Here is a 23,100-nt window from a genome sequence, read left to right as displayed (position 1 = left end):
CAGAGGAGTTGTCAATAAAAAACGTATTACTTTTTACATTTTAGTATTACCAATATTGCGCGAGCATATGCCATAATGTTGCCGAATATAAAGAATTCAGTTCATGTATTTTATAAGAAGCCCAAGAATGACAACAACAAGCAGCATGAACAGCAGCCTGCCGTTAAAATGGTCGTCATGTCCGTACTGATCGCTCTCCCGTTCTTTGTCCTTGTCCTCTTCGTGGACAAAAAGCATAAAAATACCCTCAAATAAATATTAAAAAGGATTTTATAGTCATAAAAGGTGCTTGTAAAGCAGAATGGAAACAACATCGTTTTGATTTTACAGAAGTCGCGTGCTATATTGCTTTTATGAAAATGAAGTACCTTTTTCTGATGCTTTTCGTTCTTTTTAGCGCGACAGGATGTTTTTCCGGCAGACAGACCGTTCTTGTTCCTACTCCTGAGAACGGATTCACCATTGCGCCTGTTCAGGAAAAATTCATAGATTATTATCTGCGCGAACTGGACGACAGCGAAAAGACCCTTCTGGTGGAAAAGGTAAAATCCGCCGCAGGTACAAAGTACGTCTGGGGCGGCAACGCGCCGGAAGAGGGAATAGACTGCTCGGGACTTCTTGTCTGGGCGTACTCTCAGCTGGGGTACGCAGGCTTTCGCAATGACGAGGACATAGTTGACGACATAACGTCAAACGATATGTATAACTATGACGTTGCGGCGGCAGAACCGGTGACGCAGATGAACCAGTTCCTCGACTACAGCCTCGGCGACCTTTTGTTTCTGGATGTAAACCACGACGACAAAATAGACCACGTTGCCGTTTTTATGCATTACGATGCGGAAACCGAAACTGTCTGGGTGTGGGATGCATCCACAAATACAAAGATGGTGGCTTACAGACCGATAACGGGCATCCTTCACAAAAACCCTTACATGGGGAGACCCATGCTGCTGGTAAAAAAACCGGATGAAGAACCCGCCGATGACCTGATAGCAGGAGCTGACAAATGAGACCCAAAGAAATAGTCGGGCTTTTTGTTAAACACTTCAACGATAAAGATCACAATGCCTTGGCAGAACTGTACGCCGAAGACGCAGTCAACCACCAGGTGGCGGAAGAACCTGTTCAGGGCAAAGAAAACATCCGCGCTATGTTTAAAAACGGCTTTGAGCAGGCGGAGATGGTCTGCATAGTCGAAAACATCTTTGAAGACGGCGACTGGGGTATTCTGGAATGGCGCGACCCTCTCGGTCTGCGCGGATGCGGTTTTTTCCATATATCTGACGGTAAAATAATTTTCCAGCGCGGCTACTGGGATAAGCTCTCTTTCCTCAGACAGCACAACCTGCCTCTCCCCACAAAATAATATCTTTTTTGTATCATTTTCAAATCTCTCACAATTAAATGATTGTTAAAGATTTTAATCAGGTGTAATATTGGCATAAGCCCATATTAATCTGACAACAGGAGGCAGTCTGATGGACGCTATAGCATTGTCAAGACTACAATTTGCGCTCACTGCCGGTTTTCACTGGCTTTTTGTGCCGCTTACGCTGGGTCTGATAATTCTGGTCGCCATAATGGAGACCATGTATGTCCGCACAGGAGACAGGGTGTATCTGAACATGACCAAATTCTGGGGGAAACTGTTTCTGATAAACTTTGCCGTCGGCGTTGTAACGGGCATTACGCTGGAATTCCAGTTCGGAATGAACTGGGCGGAATATTCAAAATATGTCGGCGATATCTTCGGAGCGCCGCTCGCCATTGAGGCAACGGTGGCTTTCTTCCTTGAATCGACATTTCTCGGCATCTGGATATTCGGATGGAAAAAAATAGGTAAGAAAACACACCTGTTTTCGGTCTGGATGGTGGCGCTGGGTTCAAACCTCTCCGCACTCTGGATTCTCATAGCGAACGCATGGATGCAGCATCCCGTCGGCTATGTTCTGAAAGACGGCAGAGCAGAGATGGTGGATTTCGCCGCACTCATTTTCAGCTCACACGCATGGGCAAAATTCTTCCATGCGGTATCTTCCGGCTGGGTGGTTGCTTCATTCTTCGTGATGGGCGTTTCCGCCTACCATCTTCTCAGAAAGAACGAAACGGATTTTTTCAAAAGATCGCTTAAATTCGGCGCGGTGTTCGGACTGGCGGCTTCGCTGTTTCTTGCGCTCATAGGCGACACAAGCGGCGTTCAGGTTGCAGAGACACAGCCTTCAAAATTCGCCGCAATGGAATCGCTATGGGAGACCCAATCGGGTGCGCCTGAATATATGCTCGCGATTCCCGACAGCAAAAATGAACGCAACACAATAGAGATACTGCCTATCCCTAAACTGGCAAGCTTCCTTGCATTCCACGACTGGAATGCGGAAGTGAAGGGACTTAAAGAATTCGCGCCTGATATGCGCCCGCCCGTGGGACTGACGTTTTTCAGTTTCAGGGCGATGGTGGGGCTTGGCACCTATTTCATTCTGGCGGCGGCGCTTGCGCTGTTCTTCATCAGAAAGGGAACAATTCAGGACAAACCATGGTTTCTGAAAGTTCTGCTGTTCTCGATTCCGCTCCCGTATATTGCGGGAGAGGTGGGCTGGATAGTCGCCGAGGTCGGCAGACAGCCATGGATAGTATACGGACTGATGAAAACATCGGACGCGGTTTCAAAAAACCTTACAGTGGCGCACGTTGTGCTTTCGCTGGTGGGTTTTGTGGCGTTCTACGGTTTGCTGGGCATAATAGATTTCATGCTTCTGGCAAAATATGCAAAAAAAGGACCTGAAAAGGCATAAGGAGGCGCAAAGATGGAACTTTCTACCTTACAGATCATCTGGTTTGCCCTCTGGGGGCTTTTGTGGGCTGTCTATTTCATGCTGGACGGTTTCGACTTCGGTGCTGGCATGCTTCTGCCAGTTCTGGCACAGTCCGACACCGACAGAAGGGTTATTATAAACACTCTTGGTCCCGTATGGGACGGAAACGAAGTATGGCTTATCACTGCGGGCGGCGCAACCTTTGCGGCGTTCCCCACAACCTACGCATACATGTTCAGCTGGCTCTATCTGCCGCTTCTGGCGATACTTTTCTGTCTGATATTCAGAGGTGTTGCATTTGAGTTCCGCGGCAAAAAAGACAGCGACGGATGGCGCAAGACGTGGGACAGGGTCATAGTAACAACCAGTTTCCTCGCATCTCTGCTTTTCGGAGTTGCGTTCGGAAACATCTTCCGCGGCATCCCCATCAACATGGTCAACGGAGAGTTCGTTTACGAGGGCAATTTCTTTCTGCTGCTCAATCCGTATGCTCTGCTGACAGGCATCATGTTCGTACTGATTTTCGCGTTTCACGGTGCCTTGTGGATTTCCTGCAAAACAACGGGCGATTTACAGCAAAAAGCGGAAGAAACACACAAAAAACTGTTCCTGCTTATGCTGGCTGTGATATTGCTTTTCCTCATCTACACATGGTTTGACACATACCTGTTTGTAAACTATATGGAACTGCCCGCATGGTTTCTGGTTGTGGCACTCTGTGCGGCGGCATTCATCGCTGCCGGATTCATGAAAGGAGTGAAGGCGTTTCTGCTGTCCTGTGCGGGGATAGTGCTGACAGTGTTCACAGGCATCATCGGGCTTTTCCCGAATCTGATACCTTCAAACATTGCACCGGAGTTCTCGCTCACGGCATTCAACAGCTCTTCCAGCCAGTACACACTGACCATAATGACATTCGTTGTGCTTATCTTTGTGCCGATAGTCATTATCTATCAGGCATGGACATATTATATATTCAGGCATCCGGTGCGTCCGGAGGACGTTGCCGACCCTGATGTGGAAACCTACTGATAAATTAAAAGCCCGCTTGCCGTAAGCGGGCTTTTTTGTCTGCCTTTTCAGACAGAACAGAAGGATGATGAAAAGTTGTCAAACATCATTTGGAGCTGAGTTTACAACACTTTATTTAAGTTTGAATACTCCGACGGTATCCTTAAGGTTATCAGAAAGAGTATTGAGTTCGTTTGCAATATCCACAAGTCCGTTAAGTTGTTCAGCCGCTTTTGCGGATGCCGTTGAAACATCCGATATATTGGCGCTTATCTCGGATGTCGCAGCAGCCTGTTCTTCCGATGCCGCCGCCATCTGCGTTACCATGTCAAGGGTCACCGAAGCCGCTGTAATTATCTCTCCCAGCTTTCCGCTGGCCTCTCTTGCAACACCTTTCCCCTCTTCAACCATCTGCACACCCTGACGGATGCTCTCGGTTACTACTTTTGATTCTCCGTGTATCTCTGATATCATTCTTGATATCTCGCCTGTGGCAGTCTGGGTTCTTTCCGCAAGCTTGCGCACCTCGTCCGCAACAACGGCAAAACCTCTGCCGTGTTCTCCTGCCCTCGCCGCTTCAATAGCAGCGTTAAGCGCCAGCAGGTTTGTCTGGTCTGCAATGTCGTTAATCACGGTGGTAATCTCGTCTATCTGGCTGACGGAAGCCGCCATCTTCTCAATCACCTGTGCAGAACGGCTGACGGACTCGTTTATTTTGTTCATCATTTCAACGGTATCGACTACAGAATTCTGTCCCTCCCTTGCGCTGTTTTTGGTTATCTGCGCCTGAGAAGCGGCAGTGTTGGCATTCTCCGCCACCTGCAAAACAGTGGTGTTCATCTCTTCTATGGCGCCCGCAAGGCTCAGAACGTCAGCCGACTGTTTGTTAAGCTCGCCGGATATGATATTTATATTTTTAGTGATTTCCGTACTCTGCACGGCGGCACCGCTTGAAAGCTCATTTATCTTTTTAAGTATCAGTGTAAGCTTCTCTATAAATCTGTTAAAGAACAGACCCGCCTCGCTGAGTTCATCTTTCCCTTTATCGTCCAGTCTTTTCGTAAGATCGCCCTCGCCCTGTGCGATGTCTTTGAACATGCTGACCAGTCTGTTCAACGGCTTAAAGCCGTAAACCAGAACACCTGTAAGCACGGCAGCACTGAGCATAAGCATAAATATACCGATAGAAACAGCTGCAAAGGTCTGCTGTTTCAGCGGTTCCAAAATTTCATTCTTATCTATCGTAAATGCACAGACCCAACCGTTTTCGGATACAACCGAGTAATAAAGAATCTTCTCCACGCCATCGAAAGTATATTCGTATTTTCCACTGGGAGAGCTTGACACAAGTTCTCTGAAACCTGGCATCTTGTCATATGCATTCGCCTTGAGGATGAGTTCTTTGTTCGGGTTTGCAACCATTATCCCGTCTTTGTCGATAATAAAACTGTAGCCTGATTTTCCGTATTTTTTCTGTACGCGATCCATGAGCGAATCTATATTCATGGTACTGCTGATCGCTCCGGCAAAAGAACCGTTCACCTTTACGGGAGCATAGATAACCACAGTGGGAACCTTATACTGTTTATGTACAAAAGGGGACGAGATGCTCGTCTTTTCCGTTTTTTTGACATCCAGATACCATTCCAGCGTATACGGGTTCCAGTCTGCCGGAGCAATCCAGCCTTCCGACTGAACATATCTGCCGCCCGTGTCGAAAAGAACGAAGAACGAGCGGAAATCATCTTTTCCGTTAAAAGGCTTCAGAGCCTTCACAACCTCTTCGTCGGTTATGCCTTCAACCCCGACGCTTGCCGAGATCCCTTCCATAACGCTCTTATGCTCTTGCACCCACATGTTTATAGTGTGCGACAGGATATCGGTCTCTTTTTTAAGCCCGTCTTCCGTCATGTTTACCTGTATGTTGTAGGTCTTTCTTCCGGTCTGTAAAATGATAATAAAAACAGTCAGCACCATCACGGACAGAGCCGCAAAGATTATCTTGGACTTAAGCTTCACCTTTTCCCTCCCGAATAATCAATAACAATTGCATATTTGTGAACAGTATAGAAAAAAGCAGATGTAAAAAAAGTCCCAGATATTCATAATTAATAGAGACCAGATGTTAAAAAAGCCCGCTTGCTAAAGGCGGGCTTTTCTTCTGCCGTTGAAGGCAGGCAAAAGGATGATGAGATGTTTATTGCTGCTCTTCCGGAAGTCCGGTGTTCTCCCGCTTAACTCCCGAAAACATAGAGCCTACCATACCGAATATCCATGACGCGTAAGCATGGATTATCGCAAAAATTACCATAAAGACCGATACGAAAATATGCACAAGTCTTGTTGCCGCCGCCTGCGCGCCGAGACTGGGAACTATTGCATGGCAGAATCTGTTCACGATGTCGAACGTTGAAGGAAACACCAGAGCAAGTCCGGTGAGAACCATCATTATCCACAGCACAAACCAGCCCCACCATGCAACTACCTCTGTAGGGACTATCTTTTCAACGTATCTCTTTTTCTGAGCGTCATATTTTACGGGACTATGCACCTTTTCGCCAGCAACGAAGGTTTTTACCTCGTGCATGAAAAAGTCGATGGAATAACCTATCCTTGAAACCCCGAACCATTTGTATTCACCACTGACGATGAAGTAATAAAGAAAGAAAGTAATGGTTCCCATCCATGCAAAACCAAGCACAAGGTGCAGACTGCGTCCGGCACTCCTTGTAAAAAGGGAAAGGTGCAGGTATTCGCTGACACCGAAACCGGAAAGAAGAAGCAGAAGCACTTCAAGGACTATCGCCCAGTGCAGAAGCCTGTAAAGAACGCTGTGTCTTTTGACCTCGACAGTATTATTCTTCGTCATCGTTTTTCCCCTTAGTTATGCGTTTGTTGACGGCGTGAGCACCTATACCCGCGATGGTTCCTATAACAGCCGCGCCCGCAAACGTGGTTACGTCAGTGCCGTATGCTGTTTTAAGTGTGTTGGGACCTCTGTGCGGTTCCATCTTTTCGTCGTGACAGTCGCCGCAATCCATTTTGCCTCTGGTGAACTGACCTGTTTCAAATTTTTCACCCTTGTCATGGCATGTCATGCAACCCACAGTATCGTGCGAAAGCTTCATGGGGAAAACAGCGTCCAGTTCGCCTTTCATGTGTGCGTTCAGCATCTTAACAGCCATTGCCGCAATATCGCCTGTGATACGTCCGCATCTTTCGGCACGTTCTTTTGAGCCGCTGGCATAACCTGATTTTTCACACCATTTGCCGACGCTGACGTGGCAGAGGACAGAATCGCTGGCGGAACGCAGAAGCGCTTTATCGGATTTCATCTTTTTAGGGTAAAATTCGTGATGCACTGCCATATCGTTTGATTCCTTTGTGGGGAATTCCTCTACTTCATAGTATCTGAGCAGTCTCTGGATGAGCTTTTCAGCTTCTTCCATGGGGAGTATGTATGTGATAGCGCAGGCCGCACCGTTTGGCGCACCGCAGAGAGTACCGAATCCGGCGACACCGCCAGCACCATATGACATGGGAACCTGCATCCCGTGCTTTTTATTGTCAAGATTCGCCATGAAATCATCCATGGAGGGCAGGGGAATAGTAGTATAAGGATAACCGACTTTCTCTTTAAGCGCTGTCATTATACCCCAGAAAGCGCCCCCTGCGCACTCCTGAAGATAATAGCCTAGGTGTCCGAGCTTGCGCACATATTCCGGATCAAGCTCCTGATATTTGCCCCAAGGCAGTTTCGGCGTCTGACCGGGTTCTGCCGAAGCCGCAGGCTCCACAGCGTCAGGCTGGACTGCCGTTTCGGCAGGTTTTTCCTCATCCGCAAATGCGTTGCCCGATGCCACACTGCATACGGCGGCAGTTGACAAAGCAGCCACTCCCTTAATAAAATCCCTTCTGTTCAAAGTCTTCATGTGTTACCTCTCAGAAAAAAAGTATTAAAAGTATATATTGATATTTATGCGATTATCTCATCGCCTACCAACCGCGCAAAAATACTGTCTGCGCATAATCATAGTTAAGCGCACTAATTAAATGAACATTGGTGAATTACTGATGTTTGAACACAGTGCGACTGTTGCCGCAAGTTGCGAATAATGAAGGATAAAATTAATTACAATTTAAAACTGTCTTGCTTTTACTAAACAATAGCACTATAAATATTATTATCCAATCAATAATACTTGATTCGCATATAAGGGAATCTTATATGAACATTACGATCAGGCAGATTGAAACTTTTTACTACACTGCAAAACTCGGCAGTCTCTCACTTGCGGCGGATAAGCTGTGCATTACACAGGCGGCTGCAAGCATGGCTTTGAAAGAATTTGAACATCAGCTGGGCGAACAGCTTTTTGAGCGTGTCGGCAAAAAGCTGATTCTCAACGACAAGGGCAGCGCCATACTTGAAACAACGGCGGAAATACTGTCAAAATCCTGCGAACTTGCCACTTTCTTCTCTGAAAAACCCTGCCTCTGCGGGAACGTCATTCTGGGAACCATTCCGTCCATAGCAAATTATGTCATGCCGGAATACATCACCAGCTTCATTGAAAAGAACAGAATGGGCAACATCAACATACACATAGGCAACAGTCAGGATATTATCGACAGGGTTCTGCGGTTTGAAGACGACGCGGGCATAATAGACAAATGCTGCTGTCAGCCCACACTGCGCGCTCTCCCATGGCTTAAGGACGAGCTTGCCATTTGTGTCTCCCCCAATCATCCGCTGGCAAGCAAAGAGGAGGTCACAAAGGACGATCTGCAAAACTGCAGATGGATAATGAGGGAATACGGCGCCGGTTCCAGAAGGGTTCTGGAGGCACAGATAAAGGCGCATGACATAAAACTGGACGTGCTCTGCGAAATGGAGCACAACGAGGCGATAATGACCGCCGTTGCGGGCGGCGACGCGGTGAGCTGTCTTTCAAAAAACGTACTTTCGGATATGATACGGCTGAACAGGATAAAGACCCTGAACACCCCGTTCATGAACATGCACAGGCAGTTCTATTTCATCATACATCAGGACAAGTACCGCCCGAGGCTTCTGAGGGAGTTCATGAAACATATGGGGCTGGAAAACTAAAGAGCCATATCAGCCGCCGTCTGCGCATGTATAACCGTCGTATCAAAAACCGCTATCGGGCTGTCCTGCGGTTTTATAAGCAATCCTATCTCCGTACAACCGAGAATAACGCCCTCTGCCCCTCTTTTCTGAAGACAGTTTATGATAAGCTGATAACGCAATTTTGATTCATGCTTTACAACACCCTGAACCAGCTCTTCATAAATTATGTTGTGGACTGTATCCCTGTCCTCTTTTTCAGGCACTATAACTTCCAGTCCGCTGTCGATAAGCCTCTGTTTATAAAAATCCTGTTCCATGGTGTATCTGGTGCCGAGCAGTGCCACCTTTTTCAGTCCCTGCGCTTTGATGGCGGCGCATGTTGCGTCAGCTATGTGGACGAAAGGTCTTTTCACGCTGTTTTGTATCCTGTCCGCAACCTTGTGCATCGTGTTCGTACAAAGCAGTATGAAATCCGCGCCACCAGCCTCAAGACGCCTTGCGGCATCGGCAAGGATATCCCCCGCCTCGTCCCATCTGTCTTGCACCTGAAGAGCCTCAATCTCCGCAAAATCCACTGAATACATAAGGCACTTAGCCGAGCTGAACCCGCCCAGTTTCTCCTTTATCCGCTGATTTATCAGTCTGTAATATTCTGCGGATGATTCCCAGCTCATGCCGCCGATAAGTCCTATAACCTTCATGATAAAGCCTCCTGTCACTCTAAGATTGTCAAGATAAAACCTGTGTGTCAATATAATGATGTAAGGTGATACATATGAAAAAGAAGTTTTACTCCCTGCCTATCCGTATGCAGATGCTCATTATGATATCATTTGTTGTTCTTCTGCAATTATTTTTCAGCGGAATACTGTTTTCCGGAATGGTTGCCGACTTTCTTAAGATACAGATAGGCGACAAAGCACTCCGTATAGCGGAAACGATAGCCTCTTTGCCGGAAGTTCAGGAAGCGGCAGCCGGAAGCGACCGAAGCGGCGGGATGCAGGAACTTGCAGAGAGTATACGCAAATCCACAGATGCACGTTATATAGTCATAGCCGACATAAACGGTATGCGCCTTTCACACCCGAATCCTGAAAACATAGGAAAAAAATTCAGCGGATTGGATTATTACGACGCACTGCTTAAAGGAAAATCATATGTTTCGGAATCTGTAGGAACCCTTGGTCCATCTATCAGAGGCATAACGCCGATATTCAGCCATGGAAAAACAGTCGGATTTGTCGCCGTCGGTTATCTTAAAAGCAACGTACAGGCAACAATCTTTGAGCATCAGAAAAAACCGCTGGTATTCGTGTTCATGATGCTCGTAACAGGTCTGACAGCCGCTGTTCTCATCGCAAACTATCAGAAAAAAGTCACTCTGGGACTTGAACCGACAGAGATAGCCGATCTTTTCATAGAACGGACTGCGGTCATAGAATCTGTCCGTCCCGGAGTCATAGCGGTCAATGCAGATAAAAAAATACGGCTGATAAACAAATCCGCCGTAAGGGCGCTGAACATAAGCGGCGATGTAACAGACCGCGACCTGAATGAAATATTCCCATCCGAGCAGGTGGACAGAGTTCTCTTTTCAGGCGGAAATACAGAGGACAGCGAAATATTTATCAACGGGGTTTCAGTTCTCTGCAATATAATGCCCGTAATGTATATGGACATAATACAGGGTGCTGTTATAACGTTCCGGCGAAAAGACGAACTTGAAGTTCTTTCACAGGAACTCAACAGGGTAAAAAGCCTGTCCGATATGCTGCGGGTACAGTCACATGAATATTCAAATAAACTCCATACGATATCAGGACTTATCCAGCTGGGCGCTTATCAGGAAGCGCAGGAGATTATCCTTGCCGAAACTGCTGAATATCAGGATATGATGTCCGCCGTTAACACTGCAATACCGGATCCGGTTGTGTCAGCCGTTGTCATGGGAAAATACAACAGAGCAAGGGAGCTTAAAATTGATTTCGTGATTTCAAAGGAAAGCAGTATGGCGGATATACCGCCCCGCATCGACAGAAAAAAAATTGTGACCATCCTCGGCAATCTGCTGGACAACGCTTTCGATGCCGTGCAGGAGGCGCCGGAAAAACGTGTTGTAATGTCCATGCAGGATACCGGTTCATCCCTTATTTTCACTGTGGAGGATTCAGGTACGGGTATGGGCGGCGGACTTCCGGAAGATATTTTCAACAAAGGAGTCAGCACGAAAGGCGAAGGCAGAGGCATAGGTCTTTATCTTGTCAGCCGCGCACTGACAGAGCTGAAAGGTTCGGTAGGAATGTCAAAAAGCGAACTTGGCGGTGTAAAATTCCGTATAAGCATCCCGAAAGAGGTATAACATGAACTCTATCAGAACTCTTATTATTGAAGACGACGTAAAGATATCTGAACTGCACAGGCGATTTCTGGAAAAGGTCGGAGGATTTGAGGTCACCGGCATAGCAAACAGCCTTGCAGACGGAGAATATATGATAGATGTTCTGGAACCGGAGCTTGTTCTTTTGGATCTGTTCTTTCCTGACGGAAACGGAATAGATTTTCTGAAAAAGACCAGACAGCAGGGGAAAAGCGTTGATTTTATCCTTATAACAGCGGCAAAAGAGGTGCATCTTCTGCAGGAAGCCCTGAGAGGCGGAGCATTCGACTATATCGTAAAACCGGTGATATTCGACCGTTTCAAGGTATCGCTGGAGAAATTCCGCAGTTTCCGCCACGAGCTGACCCGATGCGCCTTTCTGGAACAGCAGACGATAGACAGCATAATCCACCCTGCGGCTGAAACCGCTGAAACTGCTGACAGCCCGAAAGGGATAGACCCGATAACCCTGAAAAAGATATGCGGCGTTTTTGAAAACACCGACGGAAAAGGATTTTCGGCAGAAGAGGTCGGTAAAGCAATAGGAGCAAGCCGCAATACGGCAAGGCGCTATCTGGAATATCTTTTGTCCTCCGGTTTTCTGTATGCGGACATAGATTACGGAACGGTGGGCAGACCCGAACGTATATTCTACAAAAACTGACCCGTGAGCAAAATGAGCAAAATCACCGGAAATGACAAAATCAACAGTATTTTGGTATTATTGAACTAATGTAATTTTTAAGTCATTTTAATGTCACAAAGTCTTAACTGCTACTATGGAGGACGAAGATGAGTGATATTAAAAGACGTGACTTTATCAAAGGCGCAGTGGCATCTGTTGTTACTGCCGGAATATTCTCGGCTCCCAATGCATCCGCACAGGTTTTCTGTAACGCGGACAAGATAAAATGGGACGAAACACTTGACACGGTTATCATAGGCTCAGGCTTCGCAGGTCTGACAGCCGCATGTCATTCCAAACTGAACGGAGCAGATCCCGTTATCTTTGAAAAACGCGCACTGGTGGGCGGAAACTCCGTTCTTTCAACAGCATGGCTGAACGCCGCTGAAACAACGGTCCAGCGCGATAAATTCGGCATCATGGACGACAGCCATGAACTGCACTATCAGGATACTATGAAAGGCGGCGACTTCAAAAACGACCCCGCGATGGTGAAAAAACTTACCGACGAGGTTACAAACTCTGTCGAATGGCTTAAATCCATCGGCGCACCCTTCCCGAAAGTCATCTTTATGGGCGGCGCAGTTAAAAAGAGAGCCCACGCAGTTTCAAACGAATACGGCGGCGGGCTTGTCAAACTGCTTTACAACCAGACAAAAGAACTCAAAATACCGCTTCGCAAAAAAACTAACGTGCTGGACTTCGTCATTGTTGAGGACAAAGACGGCATAAAAGAGATGCAGGGGCTTTATGTCGATCAGAACGGCAAGAAAAAATATGTCCGCGTAAAACGTGCTGTTATCGTCGCCACAGGGGGATTCGGAGGCAGTGCGGAGATGGTTGAAAGGTATGACCCTTCACTGAAAGGCTATGCAACAACCAACTTCACAGACGCTTCCACAGGAGAGGCAATGGTAGCCGCCATGGACAAAGGCGCAGACACAGCCGGAATCAACTATATCCAGATTCACCCCACCCTCTCGCGCACTGAAAGCGGAAAGGGTAATATCCTCATCACCGAGGGGCTGCGGGGAACAGGATTCATACTGATAAATAACCAGTGCAAAAGATTCGTAATGGATCTTGACAGAAGGGACGTGGTCTCCGCAGCCATCCTCCAGCAGCCGCAAAAGTATGCGATACTTATCGGCAGCCAGGAAACATATGAAGGCAAAGTGGCTGACTATATCAAACTCGGTCTTGCGTTTGAAGCGAATACGCTTCAGGAACTCGCGCAGAAGGTCAAGCTCGACCCAGCCGCTCTTGTTGAAGTTATCAGTGAGTACAACGGGTATGTTAAAGCAGGAAAAGACCCGCAATTTAACAGACGCGACCTCACAAAACCGATACTCACAGCACCTTTTTATGCGATCCCCGTTCAGCCCGCAATTCACCACACTATGGGCGGTCTGCGCATAAACACCGAAGGTCAGGTGGTTGACGTTCACGGAAACATCATCAAACGTATGTATGCCGCAGGCGAAGTTACAGGCGGTATCCACGGAACAAACAGACTCGGCGGTAACGCAGTTGCAGACTGTCTCACATTCGGCAGACTTGCGGCACAAAGAGCAGCAAAAGAAAAAGCTTAATTTTTGCGGGGGAGCAAAGCCTCCCCCTTTTTCACCGATGAGGATATTATGAAACTTAAAGCTATAATAATACTTACAGTTCTGGCATTCATCGCCGTTGTTGTTTCAGGTGCCGTCGCACAGGAGCTTAAGGGCAAACACAAAGAGAACAGCATTGCCTGTGTTGACTGCCACAAAACTGAAACACCGGATTCACCCGCAGATGTTGAAGCCTGCGTGGAGTGCCACGGCACTCAGGAAGATATGGCAAAGGTTACCGAAAAACTGCTATCAACCCTCACGATTCGCACTTAGGCGAAATAGACTGCACAGAGTGTCACAAAACACATGAGCCTTCGGTTATATTCTGCAATCAGTGCCATAATTATAAAATGAACCTGAAATAACCTCCTTATACATGTCACATTCTGAAGGGCGGAAATTCTCCGCCCTTTCTTATTTCCGCAATAAGACTGCTTCGGGCTAAAACCATTGCAGAGACAGTTTTCGTCTTCGCGAGGAGCGTCAGCGACGCGGCGATCTGAATCCTTCTTTTTTTAATCGTTCCGAAGAGCGGATTTTTTTCCGCAAGAATCGGGTGGAAACATCTCTTATTTAGCTGTAATCTGTATCCTCATCAGGAGAATAATATGAAAACAGTTTTCGCGCCCGGCTGTGCGCTTTTCATCCATAACATTGACCTTGCAGACAAAATTTCCGCATACCTGAGACACAGATACAACATAGGCGAGGTGCATGAGACCTGCTGTCACCATGACCCTAATGTCACAGAGGAAACAAAGCTGGTCTGCGTCTGTTCGGGATGCATACGCCGTTACGACACTCTGTACTATGACGTCAGTGCGATATCACTTTGGGAACTTATCGACCGCGACCCGGATTTCAGCTTCCCGAACTACGGCGGGATAACCATGACTGTGCTTGACGCCTGCCCCACAAGACTCTATCCCCAGATGCACGAATCCGTGCGCTCTATAATGGAAAAGATGAATATAAAAATCGTCGAACCGGCGCGCACGGGAACCGAAGGTAAATGCTGCGGCGACAGCTTTTACGGTGTATTGCCAAAAGAACAGGTCATTGAAAAGATGCGTGAACGCGGGAACGAGATGCCCGCAGAGGACGTTGCAGTGTATTGCGTATCCTGCGTTAAGGCTATGAAGAACGGCGGGAAAACTCCGCGTTATCTGCCCGACCTGCTGTTCGGCACCGACACGCCGGCTGGTGAGTGCGACCCCGACGCATGGCATGCTCAGGTTGACGCTTTTATTGAGAATCACTAGACTTTAAATATCTGGCGGGCGGACTGCCCGTCTCCTTGCGGAATGATTCTATGAACGCACTGATACTCTGATAACCGAGATCGTAAGCCGTCTCGGTAACAGACATGCCGCTGTCCATCATCTGCACCGCCTTGATCACCTTAAGCCGCTTCCGCCACGCTCCGAAAGTCATACCCGTCTCTTTCAGAAACATTCTGGCGAAATTGCGCGGACTCGTGTTCGCTTCGACAGCCCATTCATCAAGGGTTTTCCGGCATGACGGATTCTCGTCAAGATACTGCATTATACGAACCAGAAGATGACTGGAAGCAGCAGGCAGACAGAAAGGCTCCTCCTTCGCTTCCGCTATCTCATCAACTAAAACAGCAGATAAATTAGCCAGCTTATCACTATCTGAAGTATTACAGAATTTCGCTATCAGCTCCCGTAGAAACGGGCTTACAGACATAACAAAACATCTGTCAGGCAGCCTGTGGGCGCACGACGGGTCGAAGAAAAGATTTTTCACCAGTGTTCTGCCTGAAAATTCAGCTCTGTGGGAAACACCGCCCGGAATCCAAACCGCCTGCAGAGGTGGAACCACCCACATACCTTTCTCAGTTATAACTTTCTTCACTCCGGCACTGGCATACATAAGCTGTCCTCTGGGATGCTCATGGAAATCAGGACATATCTGACCGTGTATCTCTGCAACAAAGGTCATTACAGGTCTTGAGCCGTCGATTACATAACCGGTTTCGACAGGTTTAAAATTTGTCTGTTTTACGATATTCATAGTCATATTATCGTTAGATTTTCAGCTGCTGCAAGGTTTATAATCTTTCCCACAGGAGGAATGACATGAAAAAAGCACCTGTCTTTCACGACACGACACTCAGAGACGGCAATCAATCACTCGCGAAACCTTGGAATCTGGAAGAAAAACTGGAAGTGTTCGGGCTATTGTGCGGGCTAGGTGTTGAAAAGATAGAGGCTGGCTTCCCCTCGGCATCGGCAATGGACTTTGAAACATGCAGGACAATAGCCGAGGTGGCGGACGGAAACATCACAGTGGGTGCGCTCACAAGGGCTGTGGAAAAGGACATAAAGACCACATACGAGAGCATAGCTCATGCGGCGACACCGCGCATACATATAGTTCTGGCGCTCAGTCCGTTCACCATGGAACATGTTCTTAAGATACACCCGCAAAAAGTGAAGCAGCTCGCAGCGGAATCCGTTGCATACGCCCGATCACTCATAAAGAACAGAGGAGAGGTGCAGTTCACCGCTGAACATTTCGGTGACTGCATGGAAAATCTCGATTTTGTCACAGAAACATTTCTCGCATGTACCGATGCGGGCGCGGACATAATAAACATGCCCAACACAGTTGAAAGATACCGCCCGTATCTGTTTACTGATATGGTGGAAAAGGTGGTTTCTGCTCTGCCTGAACACATCGTGGCTTCCGTCCACTGTCACAACGATCTCGGCATGGCAACCGCAACTTCTGTGGAATCGTATTTCGCAGGAGCCGTTCAGATTGAAACATGCCTGAACGGCATCGGCGAACGTGCGGGCAACGCGAACCTGTTCGAGATAGCGGCGGTACTGAACAACTGCGGTGTGGACACAGGGCTTAACATTAAACTGTTCGTACAGACGGCGAAACGCATAGCAGAGCTTTCTGAAACACCCATACACCAGAAGGCGCCGCTTTTCGGGGAAGAGGTGGTCATGCACAGAAGCGGTATCCATCAGGACGGCGCGGCAAAGACAAAACATATGACAAAGGGCGCATACCGCCCTATGGATTTCAGCGCAATCGGCAGAACAGAAAACGACAGAATGGGATTCACAAGCCAGTCGGGGCGTTCCGCTCTGGCAGAGATACTCGCTAATGAAGGCATAACCCTCTCCGGTCAGCAGGCATCGGCACTGATAAGGATATGCAAAAAGGCATCAGAGACCGAAGGCGAACTTTCGACAGGCAGGATACTGGAACTTTTCGCAAAAGTGCAATAGAGCAAGAATCGGGTGGCAACCTTTGCGGCAATGATATAGTTTAGAGCCATGGAAAACTACGAACGTATCGAAAAGGCAATAAGGTATATTGAGGCACACACAGAAAGCCAGCCGACACTGGACGAGGTGGCGGCACACCTCAACCTCAGCCAGTACCACTTTCAGAGACTTTTCACGGACTGGGCGGGGATAAGCCCCAAGAGGTTCATGCAGTGCCTGACAATTCAGGCGGCAAAGAAACTTCTGGACGAATCCCGCCCGGTTCTTGATGCCGCGTTTGACGTAGGCTTGAGCAGTCCGTCACGCCTGCACGACCTGTTCGTGAGCATTGACGCGGTTACCCCCGGCGAATATAAATCCATGGGCGCGGGACTGACCATAACATACGGTTTTCAACCGACACCGTTCGGGACATGTCTCACTGCGCTGACAGAAAGAGGCGTATGCGGGCTCTCGTTCGCCGATGATGCCCTCGAACAGCTTAAATCCGAATGGGTTAACGCGAATTTGGTGAGAAATGATAACGCAGTACAGGGTACCGTCCAAAAAATTTTCTCAAACGATACTGACGGCATTAAAATATTCATGAAAGGCACAAATTTTCAGATAAAAGTATGGACTGCAGTGCTTAACCTTCCGACAGGCGTATTCGCCAGCTACAGCGACATTGCCCGCATGATAAACATGCCGAAAGCTTCCCGCGCCGTCGGCACAGCTTTGGGACGCAACAACATCGGATATCTCATCCCCTGTCACAGAGTTCTGCGTGAGACCGGAGCCGTAACTGGCTACCGCTGGGGCGTGGAACGCAAAAAAGCTATGATTGCATACGAATCGAACTGTTCAGAATAACTAAACTTAATTAAATTTCTCCAAATCACAAACTTCACCTATCTGTCAGATGAATCCACGTTCTTAATGTATTGAGATTTTCTATGATTAATGTTAAGTTTAACACAGTCAAAAGAAGGAGGTTTTATTTGGAACAGTTTGAAAACATATTAAATACCATCGGAGGCTTTATCTGGGGCGTACCGCTCCTTGTGCTTCTGGTTGGAACAGGCATCTACCTCACATTAAATCTTCGTTTTCTTCAGTTTACTAAACTTTTTTACGCACTTTGGCTTGCACTTGTTAAACGCAAAGAGTACGACGACGAACCCGGCGACATCACACACTTTCAGGCACTGATGACGGCAATGTCCGCCACAGTGGGAACAGGAAACATAGCGGGGGTTGCTACGGCTATCGCTCTGGGCGGACCCGGTGCAATGTTCTGGATGTGGGTGACAGGTCTTGTGGGCATGGCGACCAAATATGCGGAAGCTGTTCTTGCTGTTAAATACCGCGAAGTTGACGAAAACGGCAACATGAGCGGCGGTCCGATGTATTACATTTCAAACGGTCTCGGATGGCAATGGATGGGCGCACTGTTCGCGGTGTTTGCTGTTGTGGCATCTTTCGGGATAGGCAACATGGTTCAGGCTAACTCCGTTGCGGACGCTCTGCGCTCCACATTCAACGTACCGACCTATGCAACAGGTCTCGTGCTGATGGTGTTCACCGCTCTGGTTGTTCTGGGCGGAATCAAATCCATCGGAAGAGTAACGAGCGTTCTCGTACCTATCATGATAATTTTCTATATAATAAGCGCACTGATCATCCTTGTGATGTTCGCAGATAAAATTCCTGCGGCGTTCGCGCTTATCTTTGCAGAGGCGTTCACCCCCACCGCGGCATCTGGCGGCTTCGCGGGTGCAAGCGTTATGATGGCAATCCGCATGGGTGTTGCCAGAGGTGTTTTCTCCAACGAATCAGGTCTCGGCAGTGCGCCCATAGCGGCGGCAGCTGCTCAGACAAAGCATCCTGTTTCACAGGCGCTGGTTTCCATGACCCAGACGTTTATCGACACGCTTATCGTCTGCACAATGACAGGTCTTGTGCTTATCTGCACAGGCGCGTGGGACATAGGCAAAAACGGAGCTGATCTTACAAACCACGCTTTCTCACTCGGATTTTCCGCTGGACCCATAGTTGTTGCCATAAGCCTTGCGCTGTTTGCATATTCTACCATACTTGGCTGGTGCTATTACGGTGAGAAGTCTATGGAATACCTGTTCGGCGTGAAATCCATCACACCCTACAGAATAGTTTTCATCCTCTTCATAGGCATCGGCGCTATGGCAAAACTGAACATCGTCTGGCTGCTTTCGGACATTTTCAACGGGCTTATGGCTCTGCCCAACCTTATTGGTCTTCTGGGTCTCTCATCCGTTGTCTTTGCGGAAACGAAAGACTATTTTGCCAATTTAAAAAAATAATTTACTGATAAATATGGCGGTCAGCCTTTCTGACCGCCTTTTTTCGTTCTAAATCATTACTGATATTCAATTTCATATTTGAAAAAAAGTTGACTTTTGGTGTGTGCGGTGCTTAACATTGGATAAGCGTTCGGGTTGACACATTAACAAATCTGCTCCCTTTCGGGCATAGGGCGCACAGGACGGTTAGTGTGTTAAAGATAGCTCATTCCGCCCCCAACAGGGTAAGGCTTAAATATCCCATTCTCAGACAAGAGCAAAATCTTTGCTCATCCATAATCAGCGTCCTTTCATCAAAACAGGGTATATCATCAGTGCGTTGCAACAGAAAATGCGCAAGCCTTATCGTTGCCTACGACGGTTCCATCCTCTCCGTTTCGGACATCGTCAACGCAGTTTCGGTCATAAAACAGGTTAAACTGGCTCCCGCCGAATCCGTAAAGGCAGACTGTGCCTGTTCCGATGCGAAGGACGGACTGGCTCTTCTCAACAAAAAAACAGAGTTCGCCGCGCTTACTGTTATGACAGGCGCGTCTTTCATATCAAAAAAACTTTTCGGTAAAGTTCTTTCACAGGCTGTTTTCAGCCCCATGTGGTTCTTTACGGCATTCTTCGCGGCACCCCTTGTTTACACCGCCGTATCGAAAACACTGAAAGATAAAAAAATCGGACTGGACGCGTTTCTCGGAGCCGGCGTGGGCGCAGCGCTTCTCACAGGCGAAACCATGACCGCCCTTGAAATTCTCTGGGTGAACAGCGGCGCGGAACTCATGCAGGAACACATCACAGAAAAATCCCGCGCATCAATCAAAAACATTCTGGACGTCACCGCAAAAACTGCGTTCGTACTCATCAACGGACGGGAACTTGAGATCCCAGTTGAAAAAGTGGAACAGGGCGCGACAGTGATAGTGCGCACAGGTGAAAAGATATCCGTCGACGGCGAGATAATCCGCGGCGAGGCGATGGTGAACGAAGCCCCCATAAACGGTCGTCAGGAACTCATTCACAAGGTCAAATCAGAATCCGTCTATGCCGGAACCTACGTTCAGGACGGACTGATATACATCCGCGCGGACAGAGTGGGCGACAGCACATATCTTGCGCGCATTTTGCAGGCGGTGGAAACATCTCTGGAAAACAAAGCACCTATTGAGCTTGAGGCGGATAAACTCGCTAAAAAGCTGGTGGGGCTGGGATTCATGATGACGGCAGGAACCTTCCTGCTGACCCGCAGTCTTTCCAGAACACTTTCTGTCATGCTCGTTATGACCTGTCCCTGTGCTACCGCACTGGCGGCATCATCTGCGGTGAGCGCATCCATAGGCAACGCGGCATCGAAGGGTGTTCTCATCAAAGGTGGGCGGTACCTTGAGGATGCGGGTGAACAGGAATCATTCTGTTTCGACAAAACAGGGACAATAACCACCGACATGCCTGAGGTAATAGATATCCATCCTCTGAAAGGCTGGTCGGAGCAGGATCTTCTCATGAGAGCATACGCCGCAGAACTGCACAACCGTCACCCCATGGCGGCGGCGATACGCAAAAAAGCTGAACAGCTCTGTCTGGAAAAGCCCGACCACGCGGTATGCGAAACCATCCTAGGCATGGGCGTTGCGGCTGACACCGCCGAAGGCACAGTATGTGTCGGCAACAGAAAGCTCATGGACAGGTTCAGCATAAAAACAGGCACAGTGAAAAAACGTGCCGAAAAATGGGCGGAAGAGGGCAAAAGCGTTCTCTACGTCGCAGAAGACAGCAGACTTCTTGGCATCATCTCCATCCGCACGCAGGACAAAGAGGGTGTTGCCGAGATGATAGAGGTACTGCGCAAAGACGGCGTAAAAAATCTCATAATGGTGACTGGCGACGAAAAGCAGTCGGCAGAACCTTTAGCTCTGCGTCTTGGTTTTGACGAATGTCACTATTCCGTTCTGCCGCAGGACAAAGCGGACATAATCAGAACTATACAGAAAGACCATAAGGTTGCGATGATAGGCGACGGCATCAACGACGTTCTTGCTCTGGCGCAGTCCGACCTTGGCATAGCCATGGGTGCGGCAGGTTCCGACGTTGCCGTTGAAGCGGCAGACATAGCGCTGGTGGACGACGATCTGAACAAGATAATCTTCCTCCGTCAGCTCAGCAAGAAAACAAAAACGATAATACATCAGAATTTTTCAATAGCTACTTCAACCAATATCGCAGGAGCGGTTCTTGGCGCTGTGGGCATCCTGAACCCCGTTATGGCAGGGCTTCTGCACATAGCCCACACCGGCGGTATAATGGCGAACTCGTCCCGACTTATGAACTATGACGGAGAAACAAATGATTGAGGAACTTCTTGCAGTAAAAAAATATGTCTCTGTGGTGCATCACGTTGAAGGGCGCATCAGGCTCAAGGTCGACCCCGCGATTATGAAAGACCCTGTGAGCAAGAGACTGGAGGAGATAAGCGCATCCATTCCGGGCGTGCTGGACAAGCGGGTGAACATGCTCGCGCGTTCGGTGGTTCTGCGGTATGACCCTGCGGTGATACATCCGGTGGACATGGCTGTGCTTTTCGGTGCATCCGACAGCGAAAGCCTCGCGGTGCTTAAAAAGTACGAAGATTTTATAAGTTAATGAGATCGCTTCGTTGCTTACGCTCCTCGCGAAGACAGTAATTTATCCGTCTCTGCGAGGAAGCTTTCAGGCTGACGCGGCAGTCTCACCACACTAATCAGAATCAAAAAAATATAAAAGGAGGGTTTTGTGGAAAACAAAGAAACAAACGAAACACCCGAACAGCAGGGGTTCAGCGAGCAGATGCAGAACCCGGAAACGGGACAGCAGCCGTTCATGGGCAACCCGTATATGGGAGGCTACTATAACCCTTACATGTATCCGCCCCCCGGCTATCCGCCCATGCAGGGATATGCTCCCTATCCGCCGTTCCCCCCGTATATGCCGCCATATCCGCCGCAATACGGTTTTCAGCCCGCTCCGCCCATGCCTCCACACGAGGAGCATTGCGGACACCACCGGCAGGAAGACCCCATGAGCGGAATTATGGGTATGTTCGGGCAGATGATAGAGGGCAACCCTCAGCTTTCGGAGGTCAGCAGGATGGTGAACGCCACAGGCAGCGACTTCATCAAGGGGCTGGTCATGGGAGCCGGACTGGCAATGCTTTTAAGCAGTGAATCGGTGCGTTCCGCACTGAGCGACATTCTCGGAAAAACAGTAGGTATGTTCACAGAGGATTCGGAGGAACAGATATGAGCAAGCATATAGGGTCATCAATCGGCAGGGCGACGGTATCGGGCGCTCTGGCAGGCGCGGTCATCGGGGGCGCGGTGTCTGCCGCAAAACAGACGAAAGACTACAAAGCCGGAAAGATAACAAAAGAACAGGCAGCAGAGAACGTTGTAAAGGAAGCGGCAGGGACTGGTATCGCCACAGCAGCGGGCGTTGCCGCGGCAAGCATGTTCGGTTTCGGGGTCTTTATGTCCCTGATAGCCTTCACAGCGGCGTCAGCAGGCGCGAAATATCTTTGGGATTCATCAGTTAAACCGACAAATACAGAAACAGTTAAGGAGAGCTAATCATGGAACAGCAAAAAGCACCCGAAGCGGGACAAGGACAGCAACAACAGCATTACTACGCACCCCAGTATGCACAACAGCAGGCATACTATCCCCAGCAGCACACAGCAGCAAGCCATCTTAAAGAATGGTTCAACTTCCGCGAGCCGTCATATGTTAAAGGCTTTGTTATCGGCGCAGGCATAGCACTCGTCCTCACCAACCCCGCAGTTAAAAAAGCCATCGTAAAAGGCGTTGTTAAGGTATGGGGCGGTCTTCAGGGCGGCGTTGAAGAACTGAAAGAACAGATAAGAGACGTTCAGGCGGAGATGGGCGGAGAATAA

General features: G+C 48.5%; 23 protein-coding genes and 1 pseudogene. 18 read left to right on the top strand and 6 right to left on the bottom strand.

What is annotated here, in order from left to right; all coding sequences use genetic code 11:
- Positions 1 to 96: 96 nt before the first annotated feature.
- Positions 97 to 237, bottom strand: a complete 141-nt coding sequence (locus tag LRY47_RS06060; protein WP_295223461.1) for a hypothetical protein — start codon at positions 235 to 237, stop codon at positions 97 to 99.
- A 116-nt stretch (positions 238 to 353) separates the two neighbouring features.
- Here LRY47_RS06060 and LRY47_RS06055 point away from each other — a divergent pair, with 116 nt between their 5' ends.
- From LRY47_RS06055 to cydB, 4 genes are all read left to right on the top strand, one after another.
- Complete coding sequence (locus LRY47_RS06055) at positions 354 to 1,013, top strand: NlpC/P60 family protein (protein ID WP_295223459.1); 660 nt, start codon at positions 354 to 356, stop codon at positions 1,011 to 1,013.
- Positions 1,010 to 1,369, top strand: coding sequence for a nuclear transport factor 2 family protein (locus LRY47_RS06050; protein WP_295223458.1), 360 nt, complete (start codon positions 1,010 to 1,012; stop codon positions 1,367 to 1,369). The genes LRY47_RS06055 and LRY47_RS06050 overlap by 4 nt, the downstream gene beginning before the upstream one ends.
- A 112-nt stretch (positions 1,370 to 1,481) precedes the next feature.
- On the top strand, positions 1,482 to 2,795 hold the full coding sequence (locus tag LRY47_RS06045; protein ID WP_295223457.1) for a cytochrome ubiquinol oxidase subunit I: 1,314 nt from the start codon (positions 1,482 to 1,484) through the stop codon (positions 2,793 to 2,795).
- 12 nt (positions 2,796 to 2,807) lie between these two features.
- Positions 2,808 to 3,848 carry a cytochrome d ubiquinol oxidase subunit II gene (gene cydB / locus LRY47_RS06040; protein WP_295223456.1) on the top strand — a complete coding sequence of 347 codons (1,041 nt, stop codon included), beginning with the start codon at positions 2,808 to 2,810 and terminating at the stop codon, positions 3,846 to 3,848.
- Positions 3,849 to 3,959: 111 nt separating this feature from the next.
- Here cydB and LRY47_RS06035 read toward each other — a convergent pair whose 3' ends face one another.
- From LRY47_RS06035 to LRY47_RS06025, 3 genes are all read right to left on the bottom strand, one after another.
- Positions 3,960 to 5,846, bottom strand: coding sequence for a methyl-accepting chemotaxis protein (locus tag LRY47_RS06035; RefSeq protein ID WP_295223454.1), 1,887 nt, complete (start codon positions 5,844 to 5,846; stop codon positions 3,960 to 3,962).
- A gap of 178 nt (positions 5,847 to 6,024) precedes the next feature.
- A complete protein-coding gene (locus LRY47_RS06030) occupies positions 6,025 to 6,696 on the bottom strand; it encodes a cytochrome b/b6 domain-containing protein (protein WP_295223453.1) in 672 nt (223 codons plus the stop codon).
- On the bottom strand, positions 6,683 to 7,759 hold the full coding sequence (locus LRY47_RS06025; protein ID WP_295223452.1) for a C-GCAxxG-C-C family protein: 1,077 nt from the start codon (positions 7,757 to 7,759) through the stop codon (positions 6,683 to 6,685). Before LRY47_RS06025 ends, LRY47_RS06030 begins: the two co-directional genes overlap by 14 nt.
- A 296-nt stretch (positions 7,760 to 8,055) precedes the next feature.
- Here LRY47_RS06025 and LRY47_RS06020 point away from each other — a divergent pair, with 296 nt between their 5' ends.
- Entirely contained in the window at positions 8,056 to 8,940 is an 885-nt protein-coding gene (locus LRY47_RS06020) for a LysR substrate-binding domain-containing protein (RefSeq protein ID WP_295223451.1), read from the top strand.
- On the opposite strand, the gene LRY47_RS06015 is transcribed toward LRY47_RS06020, so the two are convergent.
- Positions 8,937 to 9,623 (bottom strand): aspartate/glutamate racemase family protein, encoded by a 687-nt coding sequence (locus LRY47_RS06015; protein ID WP_295223449.1) that lies wholly within the window; start codon positions 9,621 to 9,623, stop codon positions 8,937 to 8,939. The genes LRY47_RS06020 and LRY47_RS06015 overlap by 4 nt on opposite strands.
- A gap of 74 nt (positions 9,624 to 9,697) precedes the next feature.
- Between LRY47_RS06015 and LRY47_RS06010 the strand changes: the two genes are divergently transcribed.
- The 5 genes and pseudogenes from LRY47_RS06010 to LRY47_RS05990 all read left to right on the top strand — a co-directional run bounded on the left by LRY47_RS06010 (position 9,698) and on the right by LRY47_RS05990 (position 14,859).
- On the top strand, positions 9,698 to 11,281 hold the full coding sequence (locus LRY47_RS06010) for a sensor histidine kinase (protein WP_295223447.1): 1,584 nt from the start codon (positions 9,698 to 9,700) through the stop codon (positions 11,279 to 11,281).
- 1 nt (position 11,282) lies between these two features.
- Positions 11,283 to 11,963, top strand: coding sequence for a response regulator (locus LRY47_RS06005; RefSeq protein WP_295223446.1), 681 nt, complete (start codon positions 11,283 to 11,285; stop codon positions 11,961 to 11,963).
- A 128-nt stretch (positions 11,964 to 12,091) separates the two neighbouring features.
- Entirely contained in the window at positions 12,092 to 13,576 is a 1,485-nt protein-coding gene (locus LRY47_RS06000) for a flavocytochrome c (RefSeq protein ID WP_295223445.1), read from the top strand.
- A gap of 48 nt (positions 13,577 to 13,624) precedes the next feature.
- Positions 13,625 to 13,962 (top strand): annotated as a pseudogene (locus LRY47_RS05995) (cytochrome c3 family protein).
- Positions 13,963 to 14,205: 243 nt separating this feature from the next.
- Positions 14,206 to 14,859: a (Fe-S)-binding protein gene (locus LRY47_RS05990; RefSeq protein ID WP_295223443.1), complete on the top strand. Its 654-nt coding sequence runs from the start codon at positions 14,206 to 14,208 to the stop codon at positions 14,857 to 14,859.
- Here LRY47_RS05990 and LRY47_RS05985 read toward each other — a convergent pair.
- Positions 14,843 to 15,634: a helix-turn-helix transcriptional regulator gene (locus LRY47_RS05985; protein WP_295223442.1), complete on the bottom strand. Its 792-nt coding sequence runs from the start codon at positions 15,632 to 15,634 to the stop codon at positions 14,843 to 14,845. The genes LRY47_RS05990 and LRY47_RS05985 overlap by 17 nt on opposite strands.
- Before the next feature lie 65 nt (positions 15,635 to 15,699).
- Here LRY47_RS05985 and leuA2 point away from each other — a divergent pair, with 65 nt between their 5' ends.
- The 8 genes from leuA2 to LRY47_RS05945 all read left to right on the top strand — a co-directional run bounded on the left by leuA2 (position 15,700) and on the right by LRY47_RS05945 (position 23,100).
- Complete coding sequence (gene leuA2, locus LRY47_RS05980) at positions 15,700 to 16,866, top strand: 2-isopropylmalate synthase LeuA2 (protein WP_295223441.1); 1,167 nt, start codon at positions 15,700 to 15,702, stop codon at positions 16,864 to 16,866.
- Between the two features lie 48 nt (positions 16,867 to 16,914).
- Positions 16,915 to 17,718 (top strand): methylated-DNA--[protein]-cysteine S-methyltransferase, encoded by an 804-nt coding sequence (locus LRY47_RS05975; RefSeq protein WP_295223440.1) that lies wholly within the window; start codon positions 16,915 to 16,917, stop codon positions 17,716 to 17,718.
- A gap of 128 nt (positions 17,719 to 17,846) precedes the next feature.
- Complete coding sequence (locus LRY47_RS05970; protein WP_295223439.1) at positions 17,847 to 19,187, top strand: sodium:alanine symporter family protein; 1,341 nt, start codon at positions 17,847 to 17,849, stop codon at positions 19,185 to 19,187.
- A gap of 191 nt (positions 19,188 to 19,378) precedes the next feature.
- Positions 19,379 to 21,526 (top strand): cation-translocating P-type ATPase, encoded by a 2,148-nt coding sequence (locus LRY47_RS05965; RefSeq protein WP_295223438.1) that lies wholly within the window; start codon positions 19,379 to 19,381, stop codon positions 21,524 to 21,526.
- Positions 21,519 to 21,815 carry a hypothetical protein gene (locus LRY47_RS05960; RefSeq protein WP_295223437.1) on the top strand — a complete coding sequence of 99 codons (297 nt, stop codon included), beginning with the start codon at positions 21,519 to 21,521 and terminating at the stop codon, positions 21,813 to 21,815. Before LRY47_RS05965 ends, LRY47_RS05960 begins: the two co-directional genes overlap by 8 nt.
- Before the next feature lie 129 nt (positions 21,816 to 21,944).
- The gene (locus tag LRY47_RS05955; protein ID WP_295223436.1) at positions 21,945 to 22,454 is read left to right on the top strand and encodes a hypothetical protein; all 510 of its coding nucleotides are present in this window, start codon (positions 21,945 to 21,947) and stop codon (positions 22,452 to 22,454) included.
- Positions 22,451 to 22,777 carry a hypothetical protein gene (locus LRY47_RS05950; RefSeq protein ID WP_295223434.1) on the top strand — a complete coding sequence of 109 codons (327 nt, stop codon included), beginning with the start codon at positions 22,451 to 22,453 and terminating at the stop codon, positions 22,775 to 22,777. The genes LRY47_RS05955 and LRY47_RS05950 overlap by 4 nt, the downstream gene beginning before the upstream one ends.
- Positions 22,778 to 22,779: 2 nt before the next feature.
- Positions 22,780 to 23,100: a hypothetical protein gene (locus tag LRY47_RS05945; protein ID WP_295223433.1), complete on the top strand. Its 321-nt coding sequence runs from the start codon at positions 22,780 to 22,782 to the stop codon at positions 23,098 to 23,100.

Source organism: Seleniivibrio sp., assembly GCF_021209385.1.
Lineage (GTDB): Bacteria > Chrysiogenota > Deferribacteres > Deferribacterales > Geovibrionaceae > Seleniivibrio.
This window is presented reverse-complemented; position numbering and strand designations above follow the sequence as displayed.

What these genes read in the sequence shown, in the direction of transcription:
- LRY47_RS06060 (WP_295223461.1), bottom strand. Translation starts at nt 237, where the DNA reads ATGCTTTTTGTCCACGAAGAGGACAAGGACAAAGAACGGGAGAGCGAT.
- LRY47_RS06055 (WP_295223459.1), top strand. Translation starts at nt 354, where the DNA reads ATGAAAATGAAGTACCTTTTTCTGATGCTTTTCGTTCTTTTTAGCGCG.
- LRY47_RS06050 (WP_295223458.1), top strand. Translation starts at nt 1,010, where the DNA reads ATGAGACCCAAAGAAATAGTCGGGCTTTTTGTTAAACACTTCAACGAT.
- LRY47_RS06045 (WP_295223457.1), top strand. Translation starts at nt 1,482, where the DNA reads ATGGACGCTATAGCATTGTCAAGACTACAATTTGCGCTCACTGCCGGT.
- cydB (WP_295223456.1), top strand. Translation starts at nt 2,808, where the DNA reads ATGGAACTTTCTACCTTACAGATCATCTGGTTTGCCCTCTGGGGGCTT.
- LRY47_RS06030 (WP_295223453.1), bottom strand. Translation starts at nt 6,696, where the DNA reads ATGACGAAGAATAATACTGTCGAGGTCAAAAGACACAGCGTTCTTTAC.
- LRY47_RS06025 (WP_295223452.1), bottom strand. Translation starts at nt 7,759, where the DNA reads ATGAAGACTTTGAACAGAAGGGATTTTATTAAGGGAGTGGCTGCTTTG.
- LRY47_RS06020 (WP_295223451.1), top strand. Translation starts at nt 8,056, where the DNA reads ATGAACATTACGATCAGGCAGATTGAAACTTTTTACTACACTGCAAAA.
- LRY47_RS06015 (WP_295223449.1), bottom strand. Translation starts at nt 9,623, where the DNA reads ATGAAGGTTATAGGACTTATCGGCGGCATGAGCTGGGAATCATCCGCA.
- LRY47_RS06010 (WP_295223447.1), top strand. Translation starts at nt 9,698, where the DNA reads ATGAAAAAGAAGTTTTACTCCCTGCCTATCCGTATGCAGATGCTCATT.
- LRY47_RS06005 (WP_295223446.1), top strand. Translation starts at nt 11,283, where the DNA reads ATGAACTCTATCAGAACTCTTATTATTGAAGACGACGTAAAGATATCT.
- LRY47_RS06000 (WP_295223445.1), top strand. Translation starts at nt 12,092, where the DNA reads ATGAGTGATATTAAAAGACGTGACTTTATCAAAGGCGCAGTGGCATCT.
- LRY47_RS05990 (WP_295223443.1), top strand. Translation starts at nt 14,206, where the DNA reads ATGAAAACAGTTTTCGCGCCCGGCTGTGCGCTTTTCATCCATAACATT.
- LRY47_RS05985 (WP_295223442.1), bottom strand. Translation starts at nt 15,634, where the DNA reads ATGAATATCGTAAAACAGACAAATTTTAAACCTGTCGAAACCGGTTAT.
- leuA2 (WP_295223441.1), top strand. Translation starts at nt 15,700, where the DNA reads ATGAAAAAAGCACCTGTCTTTCACGACACGACACTCAGAGACGGCAAT.
- LRY47_RS05975 (WP_295223440.1), top strand. Translation starts at nt 16,915, where the DNA reads ATGGAAAACTACGAACGTATCGAAAAGGCAATAAGGTATATTGAGGCA.
- LRY47_RS05960 (WP_295223437.1), top strand. Translation starts at nt 21,519, where the DNA reads ATGATTGAGGAACTTCTTGCAGTAAAAAAATATGTCTCTGTGGTGCAT.
- LRY47_RS05950 (WP_295223434.1), top strand. Translation starts at nt 22,451, where the DNA reads ATGAGCAAGCATATAGGGTCATCAATCGGCAGGGCGACGGTATCGGGC.
- LRY47_RS05945 (WP_295223433.1), top strand. Translation starts at nt 22,780, where the DNA reads ATGGAACAGCAAAAAGCACCCGAAGCGGGACAAGGACAGCAACAACAG.